At 68.6% G+C, this 10,327-nt stretch carries 8 protein-coding genes and 1 pseudogene; 3 read left to right on the top strand and 6 right to left on the bottom strand.

Annotated elements, in window-relative coordinates; genetic code table 11:
* The 3 genes and pseudogenes from ACLBYD_RS13295 to ACLBYD_RS13285 all read right to left on the bottom strand — a co-directional run.
* A partial coding sequence (locus tag ACLBYD_RS13295) for an FAD-binding oxidoreductase (protein ID WP_447816795.1) occupies positions 1–1,116 on the bottom strand: 1,116 nt, incomplete at its 3' end.
* A 274-nt stretch (positions 1,117–1,390) separates the two neighbouring features.
* Positions 1,391–2,869 (bottom strand): aldehyde dehydrogenase family protein, encoded by a 1,479-nt coding sequence (locus ACLBYD_RS13290; protein WP_447816794.1) that lies wholly within the window; start codon positions 2,867–2,869, stop codon positions 1,391–1,393.
* Between the two features lie 337 nt (positions 2,870–3,206).
* Positions 3,207–3,779 (bottom strand): annotated as a pseudogene (locus tag ACLBYD_RS13285) (LysR substrate-binding domain-containing protein).
* Between ACLBYD_RS13285 and ACLBYD_RS13280 the strand changes: the two are divergent.
* Positions 3,711–4,097: a malate:quinone oxidoreductase gene (locus tag ACLBYD_RS13280; protein WP_447816793.1), complete on the top strand. Its 387-nt coding sequence runs from the start codon at positions 3,711–3,713 to the stop codon at positions 4,095–4,097. The pseudogene ACLBYD_RS13285 and the gene ACLBYD_RS13280 sit on opposite strands and share 69 nt — an antisense overlap.
* 9 nt (positions 4,098–4,106) lie before the next feature.
* On the opposite strand, the gene ACLBYD_RS13275 is transcribed toward ACLBYD_RS13280, so the two are convergent.
* Together ACLBYD_RS13275 and ACLBYD_RS13270 are read right to left on the bottom strand one after the other, a co-directional pair.
* Entirely contained in the window at positions 4,107–5,183 is a 1,077-nt protein-coding gene (locus ACLBYD_RS13275; protein ID WP_447816792.1) for an alkene reductase, read from the bottom strand.
* Between the two features lie 79 nt (positions 5,184–5,262).
* Complete coding sequence (locus ACLBYD_RS13270; RefSeq protein ID WP_447816791.1) at positions 5,263–6,225, bottom strand: helix-turn-helix transcriptional regulator; 963 nt, start codon at positions 6,223–6,225, stop codon at positions 5,263–5,265.
* A 100-nt stretch (positions 6,226–6,325) separates the two neighbouring features.
* Between ACLBYD_RS13270 and ACLBYD_RS13265 the strand changes: the two genes are divergently transcribed.
* Positions 6,326–6,874 carry a DinB family protein gene (locus ACLBYD_RS13265; RefSeq protein WP_194293835.1) on the top strand — a complete coding sequence of 183 codons (549 nt, stop codon included), beginning with the start codon at positions 6,326–6,328 and terminating at the stop codon, positions 6,872–6,874.
* A gap of 13 nt (positions 6,875–6,887) precedes the next feature.
* On the opposite strand, the gene ACLBYD_RS13260 is transcribed toward ACLBYD_RS13265, so the two are convergent.
* Positions 6,888–9,548, bottom strand: a complete 2,661-nt coding sequence (locus ACLBYD_RS13260; protein WP_447816790.1) for a LuxR C-terminal-related transcriptional regulator — start codon at positions 9,546–9,548, stop codon at positions 6,888–6,890.
* Positions 9,549–9,714: 166 nt separating this feature from the next.
* Between ACLBYD_RS13260 and ACLBYD_RS13255 the strand changes: the two genes are divergently transcribed.
* Entirely contained in the window at positions 9,715–10,326 is a 612-nt protein-coding gene (locus ACLBYD_RS13255) for a hypothetical protein (protein WP_447816789.1), read from the top strand.
* Position 10,327 lies beyond the last annotated feature (1 nt).

Below are 10,327 nucleotides of genomic sequence, written 5' to 3'. Positions count from 1 at the left end.
GCGAAGTTCGTCGAGCAGTGCGTCGGCGGCCGCGGCCACGGAGTCCGGGTCGTCACCGTCCAGGTCGACGTAGAGCCACGCGTTTCCCGTGGGGAGGCCGAGGACGGAATTCTCGCCCCGACGCAGCCGCATGGTCTCGACGATCGCCGCGTCGACACCCTCGACCGCCGCGGGAGAGAATTCCAGGATGGTTCCGATGTCGCGGGCCGCGTCGACGACGTCGTCGTAGCCGAGGCAGACCAGCAACGCGCTGGACGGGCGGGGAACCAGCTCGACGCGGGCCCCGACGATCACCGCGCACGTTCCCTCGGATCCGACGAGCGCACGGGCGACGTCGAACCGCTTCTCCGGCAACAGATGGTCGAGGTGGTACCCCGAGACCTGCCGTTGGATCCTCCCGAGTTCGGTGCGGAACTCGAACAGGTGCTCGCCCGCCAGCGCGGTGAGCTCGGCGTCGAGCTGTTGCGCGCGCGCCGCAGCGGCCGCGTCGTCGGGGTCGGTGGCACGCAGACCTCGCTGCGCCGCGGTGAGCCGGAACCCGTCGGCGGTGACGAGGTCGATCTCGTGGACGTGATCGGACATGCGGCCGTAGCGCACCGAGTGGTTTCCGCAGGCGTCGTTGCCCAGCGCGCCACCGACCGTGGCCCGGTTCTTCGACGAGGGATCGGGGGCGAAGGTCATCCGACCCGAGGACGCGTCTTCGACCGTCCGCGTGAGGGTAGCGAGCACGACGCCCGGTTCGACGTCGGCGACACCGGACGTCTCGTCGATGTCGAGGATGCGGTTCATGTGCCGGGAGAAGTCGACGATCACACCGGGGCCGACGGCATTGCCCGCCATCGAGGTCCCGCCCCCTCGGCTGACCAACGGAATCCCGGTGTCGCCGCAGACGGTCACCACCGCCACGACGTCGTCCACCGACCGAGGAAAGACCACGGCCGACGGTGGCACCCGGTAGGTGGAGGCATCGTAGGAGTACTCGGCCCGTCGACGCGTGGAGGTGTCGACCGGGACGCCCAGCGCCCGGAGTCTGTCGGCGAGGACGCGAATCCGGACGTCCTCGTCCGTGGAGGAGACGCTGGAACGCTGTCCTATGGTGAGCTGGTCGTCGTTCATCGCGTGCGCCGCGTCAGGATCGGAGACCGCAGAGAATATGGGCGCGTCGGTTCGGGGAACTCCATCGGCCGCCTCCGGGTTTGTAGGATTGTCGACAATCCTGCCATGTACGGAGCGTACAAAGAGGAGGCAGTGAACGCAACGGCACGCCGGCCCGGGCGTTCTCACCGTCAACCGAGGAGGCCTCTGTGACGGCTTGCCGTCTGCACCCCGAGGCTGGGCAGGGTGCAGACGGCAGAATGCTGTATCGGAGCCGGAGGGCGCTGCGGCGTGCCTACACCAGCCGAGTCACGCCGATCGTGTGATCGGTGGTGAACTCCTCGATCGCCCACTCGCCGTTGAATCGTCCGAGGCCGGAGTTGCGTTCGCCACCGAATGCCACGTGCGCCTCGTCCTGAACGGTCATCTCGTTGATGAACGTCATGCCTGCCTCGACCCGATGCGCGAATTGCAGTCCGCGGTCGATGTTCTGCGTGAAGACCGCGCTGGACAGACCGAATTCGTGGTCGTTGGCCAGTTCGAGGGCGTGTGCTTCGTCATCGGCGCGCAGGACCGCGACCATCGGGCCGAAGATCTCCTCGCGGGCGATCTCCATGTCGGGCGTGACGTCGACGAACACGTGCGGAGGCACGACCCGGCCGTCGATCTTCCCACCGAGCGCAACGCGTGCTCCGGCGTGCCGGGCCTGCTCGATCTTCTCCTCGAGGCCCTTCAACTGCGAATCGTTGACGACGGGCCCGACCAAAGTGCCGTCTGCGGAGGGATCGCCGTAGGGCACGGCCTGCGCGGCTCGGGTGAACCGCTCGACGAAATCGTCGTACACCGGCGCCTGCACGATGATGCGGTTCACGGCCATGCAGATCTGTCCGGAATGCAGGAACGACCCGGTCACCGCTGCCTCCACGGCCGCATCGAGATCGGCATCGTCGAGGACCACCAGGGGTGCGTTGCCGCCCAATTCGAGTGCCACCTTCTTGAGGTGCTCACCGCCGGTGGCGACCGCACCGACCTGCTTGCCGACCGGTGTCGAGCCGGTGAAGGAGATCAACCGCGGGACGGGATGCTCGACGAAAGCGTCGCCGATCTCCGAACCGGAGCCGATCACCACCGACAACACTCCCGCCGGTAGGCCTGCTTCCTCGAAGATCCGCGCGATCAACAGACCGCCGGTCACCGGAGTGTCCGAGGCCGGCTTGAGCACCACGGCATTGCCCAACGCCAATGCCGGTGCCACCGATCGCTGCGACAGGTGCAGCGGGAAATTCCACGGGCTGATCACCCCGACCACTCCGATGGGCTTGCGGTATACCCGCATTTCACGGTTCGGGGTGTTCGAATCGAAGATCGATCCGTGGACCCGGGACGGGAACGACGCCGCCTCCTGAGTGATGCCGATGGCCAGGGCGACCTCGGTATCGGCCTTGATCCGCGTCGAGCCGGACTCGGCGACCAGCCAGTCGATGATCTCGGCTCGGCGTTGTTCGAGGATCTGCGCGGCGCGACGCAGGACCGCGGCGCGCTCGGCGGGAGCGGTCGCGGCCCACTCGGTCTGTGCTGCCCGGGCAGCGGTGTAGGCGGCGTCGACGTCCTCGGCGGAAGCGAGGCGGATCGTGGCGACCACGCTGTCGTCGAACGGGTTGGTGTCGGTCAGGACGCGCTCGGAGCGTCCCTCGCGCCACTGCCCATCGATGAACTGGGAGGCGACCGGTTGCCCGGCGAACGTGGCGCTGGAACCGAGATCTGTTGCTGTCATGGAGAACTCCTCGACGGTAGGTAGGTAGGTCAGGGAAAAGCGACGACGGGCTCGAAGGTCGATGCGTTTACCGAACCGCCGAATGTGGTGTTGATCTGCTCGAATAAATAGGCTCCACCTGCCGGTCTGGATGCCGCAGTCCGCACGACGTCCTCGTATCCGAGAACTGCCGACAGCGGCGTCGGGTAACACTCGTTGCAGACGATCGCATCTGTGTGGCATACCCCGCCGGCGACCATTCGAACCCGGAGCTTGCGCCTCGTCGGGACCGGCGACGCAGGAGATGGCGCACGGCTCTCGCGGCTGTGCGCCACGTCTTGCGTTCGATGGACGATGCCTACGAATCGAGCCGGCGACCGTCGAATCTGTCGGCGTGCCCGGCGATATGAGCGTGCAGTCGCGCGACCGCCGGGGACGGCGTCCTCGTGCCCGTTGTCAACCCGATGGTGCGATTCGCGATTCCGGCGACCGGTACGGTGACGATTCCGGGCACAGGCGTTTCGGAGCGAGGCAACAGTGCAATACCGAGGCCCTGGGCGACCAGCGCCCGGATCGTTTCGAACTCGCTGATCTCGAACGCGATGTACGGTTCGAATCCTGCTTAGGCGCAGACAGTTTCGAGTTCTCTGCGGATGTGATAGTCGGGTGGGCCGGCGATGAAGTGATCGTCCGCGAGATCGCGCAGGTCGAGGCAGGCGCGTCCGGCGAGTCGGTGGCTGCTCGGGAGGTGGAGCAACAACCGCTGCTGCGCGAGCACGGTGACCGGTAGATCCGTCGGCGGAGGAATGATGACGACGAGATCGAGCCGGCCGTCCCGAACCTTGTCGGCGAGCGCTTCGCCGTGCGCCTGGACCAGCGATTCTGTCCCGAGGCGCGGGAGTCCGACTGGGAATTGATCGACGCGGGGCAACGAGCCCAGCTCGTCAAACCCGATCGTCGCAGGGTCGGGGTCCTGACCTTCGGCACCGAGGTCGTGGCGAGCGCGGACGGCAGCATCGCCGGGTTGCTCGGGGCGTCGCCCGGCGCCTCGATCGCTCCGTCGGCGATGGTCGAGCTGCTGAGCACGTGTTTCCCGGATGATGTGGCGCGGTGGCGGCCGGTGCTCGAATGGATGATGCCCGACCTGTCTCGGGAGACCGAAACGACCTCGCGCGCCGAACCGAGGCTCGCCCGCGCTACAGCAGCGGCGAGAAACGGTTCGGCGCGCAAGGATCCGAGCGCCTCGTAGGACTTACGCTCAGGCGGTCTGCAGGAACGGGTAGTCGGTGTAACCCTCGGCTCCGGACGCGTAGAACAGCTCCGGACGCGGTGCGTTCTCCGGCTGCCCGTCCCGCCAGCGCTCGGCCAGGTCGGGATTGGCGATCAGCGCGCGGCCGACGGCCACGGCGTCGGCGTGCGACTCCTCGATCAGCTGCACGGCCTCGTCGCGTGTGGTCGACGAGCCGAAGCCGCTGTTGGCGATCACCTTGCCGCCGAACCGCTTCCGGAGTTCCTGCACCAGTTCGCCGGTCGGCTCCTTGTGCAGGACCGACAGATACGCCAGGCCGAGGGGCTGCAGGGCATCGACCAGAGCGCCGTAGACGGCGCGCACGTCGTCGCGATCGGTCTCGACTGCGTCCTGGATGTTGTGCTCGGGAGAGATCCGCAACCCCACACGTCCGGCGCCGACCGCCTTCGACACGGCCTCGACGACCTCGACCACGAGGCGGATCCGATTCTCCACCGAACCGCCGTACTCGTCGTCCCGCACGTTCGATGCGGGGGAGAGGAATTCGTGCAACAGGTAGCCGTTGGCGCTGTGGACCTCGACGCCGTCGAGTCCGGCATCGATCGCGCGGCGGGCCGAGGCGACGAAATCGTCGACGACGGACGGGATCTCGTCGATGGTCAGCGCGTGCGGCACAGGGTAGGGCTGCTTGCCCTGCTCGGTGTGCACCTGGCCGTCGATGGCGATCGCGCTCGGCCCGACGACACGCCGGCCACCGTTGACGTCGGGATGCGTGACGCGGCCGCCGTGCATCAACTGCAGCACGATGCGTCCGTCGCGCTCGTGCACGGCATCCGCGACGCGACGCCAGCCGGCGACCTGCTCGTCGGTGACGATGCCGGGCTGACCGACGAAGGCCTGCGATTCGAAGTTCACATAGGTTCCCTCGGCGATGATCAGGCCGGCACTCGCCCGCTGACGGTAGTGCTCGACGATCAGATCTCCGGGTACACCGGCCGAACCACCACGCAGGCGGGTCAGCGGCGCCATGACGATACGGTTCGCGAGTTCGAGGTCTCCGAGGGCTACAGGTGTGAACAGATCCATGGGTGGCGCAACCACCTCCACCCCCGACGGCATTCCGATGCCCCGCCGATTGTGGGATGGGTCATAGCCCCGATGGTGGTCATTCCGAGTGTTCGACGGCGGTGACCAGCCGATTCGCCCAGTTTTCCAGGTGCTCGACGAACTCGGGTGGCGACGCGCCGAGCAGCCGCCCACCGGACATGCCCACGGCGAAGACCGCCCAGTCCATGCTGTCGGCGTCCACCTCGATCCGGCACCGTTCGGAGTCGATCGCGATCACCTCGGCCCACTGACCGATCCGGCGCCGCACCTCGTGCTCCGGAGCCTCCAGTTCGGCGCTGACCTTCACCTGGGAGCGGCTGCGGATGCCGCGTTCGACGAAGGCCGCGGCGTCGCCGCCGGGCAGCTCGCGTTGTCGGAATCGCGTCCCTGTGGCCGTGGTCTCGGCCATGCGGTCGAGCCGGAAGCTGCGCCAGTCACCGCGGTCGAGGTCGTAGCCGACCAGATACCAGCGTCGCCCGAGGGAGACGAGCTGCCGGGGTTCGACGCGCCGGCTCGTCGCGGTGCCGTCGGCCGCGGTGTACTCGAAGACGATGCGTTCGTCGTCGCGGCAGGCGCGCGCGACGGTGACGAGTTGCTGCGAATCGGTCGCACGGGTCGCCCAGGGGATGTCGGCGGAGACCGTCGCTGCATCGAGCGCCTCCACCTGGCGTCGCAGCCGCGGCGGCATCACCTGGATGACCTTGGCCAGCGCGCGCACGGAGATCTCGGCGATCCCGGTGATCGAGGTCTGGGCCGCGGTGAGTAGGCCGACCGCGAGCGCGACCGCTTCGTCGTCGTCGAGAGCCAGTGGTGGCAACGACGCGCCCGGCGCGAGCTGATACCCACCGCCGACCCCACGATCGGACCGCACCGGATATCCGAGATCGCGGAGCCGTTCGATGTCGCGGCGCAGGGTGCGCAACGAGACGCCCATCCGGTCGGCGAGTTCGGCGCCGAGCCAGTAGCGGTGGGTCTGCAACAGCGACAGAAGCCGCAGGGTGCGGGAGCTCGTGTCGGACATGACCTCATTCTTCCGCACCTGCAGACCGATAAGTGACAGGAACTGGCACCAATGGCTCGTAGCGTAGTTCTTGCCGGATCACGACGACGAGGAGCACTCGATGACCGAGACCACCACCACCCGGAACGCCACCCCGACCCTCGACCAGGAACGCCGCGATCTGCTGTCGAGCCTCGCCCACGCGCGGCACTTCCTGCGGTTCACGGCCCGCGATCTCACCACCGAACAGGCGTCGCAGCGAACGACGGTGAGCGCCTTGACGATCGGCGGGCTCATCAAGCACGTCACCGAGGTCGAGCGGGGATGGGCGGATTTCCTCGTGGTCGGAGCCGACTACATGGAGAAGGATTTCACCGAGTGGACCGAAGAGGATTTCGCCGAACGCGACAAGGGCTTCCAGCTGCAGCCCGGTGAGACCCTCGAAGGTGCGCTGCGCGCTTACGACGAGGTGGCGGCCCGAACCGACGAGTTGGTGCGCACGCTGCCGTCGCTGGACGTCGTCCACGAACTCCCCAAGGCCCCCTGGAACACCGAGGACGCCTGGTCGGTGCGTCGCGCGCTGCTGCACATCGTCGCCGAGACGACGCAACACGCCGGCCACGCCGACATCATCCGCGAGTCCCTCGACGGATCGAAGTCGATGGGATGAACCGGAGGTCGCGCTAGCGCCGGCCGGTGTCGCGCATCAACTCGGCGAGCTCCGTGCGGTCGGAGACGTCGAGTTTGGTGCACGCCCGGTAGATGTGCCCCTCGACGGTGCGGACCGACACCACGAGCCGGTCGGCGATCTGCCGGTTGGACAGCCCGGCGGTGACCATGGCGGCGATCTCCCGTTCCCGGCTGGTCAGGGGGAGTGGGCGGGCCGCTTCGTCCAGCGCAGGCGACGAGGCGTGATCGCATCGCGCAGCCAGTGCCGCGGCCGCGGCGGCGGCTTCGACGGACCGTCGGGTGTCGCCGTGGTCGCGGTAGGCGATCGCGGCCAGGGCGTGGGCATCGGCTGCGTCGGCAAGTGCCCCCAGCGCCTCGAAGGTCTCCGCGGCCAGGGTCAGTCCCCGGCCGTCCGCCTCCGCGGAAGCGGCGGCGTGGGCGGCCATGGCGGCGACGAGACGTCCGTCGCACTGCTCGGCCAGTGCCGAGAGTCGTTCCGCAGTGGTGCGATCCCCGAACCGGGTAGCGGCGTGCAGGGCGACCGCCTCGACGGCGAACTGATCGTGTCGCGCCGCGATCTCCGCCGCCTCCCGGGCCGAGGCGATCGCGTTCGTGGTCTCGCCGCGCGCCGCGGCGAGCCAGGCCTCCGCGATCCGGAGTTGCGGCTCGAAGACGGCGACGTGCCGCCCGCTGCGCGAGGTCGCCTGGGCCAGAGCGGCATCCGCGTCGTTGACACGCCCGAGGACGGCGTAGCCCTGGGTGAGGGCGATGTACGCCGGCACGTTCCAGGAGACGGTGGCAGCCCGGTCGTCCACCTGGAGCGCGGCGACCGCCTGTTCGAGGCGGTGCGCGGCGTGGACGAACCGCCCGCGCGCGGTGTCGACGACGCCGAGCAGGATGTTCGCCAGGCCCCACGCGAGATACTGCCCCGTCGACGTGACGGTCCCGTGGGCGTCGGCGGGACCGCGCATCGCGCTCTCCCGGTAGGTTTCGGCCCGACGCTCGGCCTCGTCGAGGTTTCCGGTGAGGAGCAGTGCGAGGACCTCGCCCAGTCCGGCGGGATAACGCAGCAGACCGTCGACCTGATGGGCGATCGCTGCGCAGCGCGCCGCCATCGCGGGGACTTCGTGACCGCGTCCCATCACCGCGAGGGCGAGTCCGCCGCCGAAGAACGCCCACTCGACGGCCCAGGGGAGCGCGGTTTCGGTGGCGAGGACGCGATGGGCGAGGGCGAGCGCGTCGCGGGGGCGCCCTTCGTACACCGCGCACCCGCAGTCGATCGCATCGACCACCTGCCTCAGGTGCGGGCGCGTGACCAGTTCGCGGAGGGTCGCGAGCACCTGCTGGGCTTCGGCGGCGTTTCCCATCGCCCAGAACAGATTGGAGATGCGGGTCGTGCCCCATCGCACGAGTTCGCTCTCGTCGAGGGTGCGGGGATCGAACGAAGCGAGCACGGACTCGGCCTCGCTGATCCCGTCCAGCCACACCAGTGCGCGGGCGAGGAGATCCGCGGCCGAGAACGTCCCCGTGGCATCGAACGCCGCGCGTGCGAGACGTTCGGCCAGCGGGGCATCGCCCAGGGCGATCGCGTCATGGGCCGCGGTCTCGAGCAGCTCGGGGTCGACGGACCGGCTGCTGTCCAGGGAGAGTTCGGCCAGACGGATCCGTTCGGCCGGACCTCGTTGCACGCGCGAGCCCAGTGCTTCGACGAGCTGCCCGCGGATCCTGCGACCCGCGACCCGCCCCACTCGGCGGCGCACGACCTCACCGAAGAGGGGATGGGTGTAGCGGACGCGATAGTTGCGGTTGTCGTCGACGACGTCGATCAGTCCTCGTCGTTCGGCTTCCTCGACCGCGTCGTCGCCGGCGAGGCCACAGAGGATCTCGAGGTCGAGCGGTTCGCAGAACGCCAGCAACTGCAGGGCCTGCAGCACCTCGGTCGTAAGGTGGTCGATGCGATGTTCGAGGAGCGACGCGAGTTCGGAGGTGACGGCGGTGCCGCCCCGGAGCTGCCACACGTTCCCCACCCGGCGGAGCGTGCCGGCCTCGCGGGTGCCGACCACGAGATGGTGGACGAACAGGGCGTTTCCGCCAGAGGCCTTCCAGATCAGGTCGGCGCTCAACTCCTCCAGGGGTCCACCGAGCACGGTCTCGATGAGATCGATGCACTGCTGCCGGGTGAACGGTGACAGCTCCAGGCGGATGAGATGGCCGTCCTTCCACAGGGAAGTGACGGCGTCGGGCACGACTTCGCCGTTGCGGACCGTGGCGACCGTGTGGACCGCGCGATCGAGGGCGAGCTGATGGAGGAAGGTGGCCGACAGCGGATCGAGCAGGTGGGCGTCGTCGACACCGAGGACGAGGCGTGCGCGATCGGAGCCGTGTTCGCCCAGTAGCGCCTGTCGCGCGGCGGCGAGGAAGGCGACGGGGTCGCTGGCAGGGGGAGCTTCGATGAGGTGCGCGAAGGCACCCAGAGGGATGCTCCGAGCGGATTCCGTTCCCGCGATCCAGCGCACCGGGGCGGACAGCGAGTCGGTGGCCATGCGGGCCAAGGTGGTCTTGCCGACACCGGGATCTCCGGTGAGGACCACACCGCCTCGGTCGTGGTCCGTCAGGGCCGCGACAATGATCTCCAGTTCGCCCCGCCGCTGAATCAGTGGCCAGCGCTGATCCATGCACACGATCGTAGATCCGCGAAGTGCGGATATCTCCGGGTTGGAGATTTCACCTGCCGCGGGCGACCGCAGATCGAGTACTTCACTACGCGCGACGTCCCCACCTTCGGCGACCACGATGGAGTCGTCGGAGCAAGCGAACGGAAAGCGGCCGAAGGAGCTGGTGATGACCACGACATCGTCGGAGCCGTTCTTCAGCTGGACGTCGAGACGGATCGACCTGAGCGCTGCAGCGGATGTGCGCACGGTGACACCGGAGCTCGACGAGTCACTGCGCTGCGGCTCCCGGAAGGCCCGATTGCTGGCGATTCGCGATTCGGAGAGCGAGACCGACTACGTGGCGTTGCTGGTGGGCGACGTCTCGGGACACAGCGACGTCACCGTCCGCGAGGTCGACGAGGAGCGTCTGCTCGTCGAGGCGAGCCGGCCGTCCACCGAACCCGAGATCCTGTTGGGCGTTGCCTCCGCCCCGGAGCCCGGGCATCCCGGCCCCCATCACGTCGATCGAGAGGTCTGCGTGGACGGGCCCGTGCGGTCGCTGATCATCCGGAGCGGAGCGCGGTCGGTGGTGGTCGATTGGTGCCACGACGAACGCGTGCGCTCGGCGCCGACAGAGCAGATCCTGCCGCCCGCGTCGCCGGTTCGCACCGGACCCGAGACGAACCGGTTCCGTGTCGCGCGACTGATTCCGAGTCCGCGGGTGGCCCGGTGGTGGCAGCGACTGCTGCCTCATCCGGAACGTGCGACGGCGCGCCGCACCCCGGCGGTCTGCGGCTGAC

This window comes from Rhodococcus sp. C26F, assembly GCF_053345925.1.
This window is presented reverse-complemented; position numbering and strand designations above follow the sequence as displayed.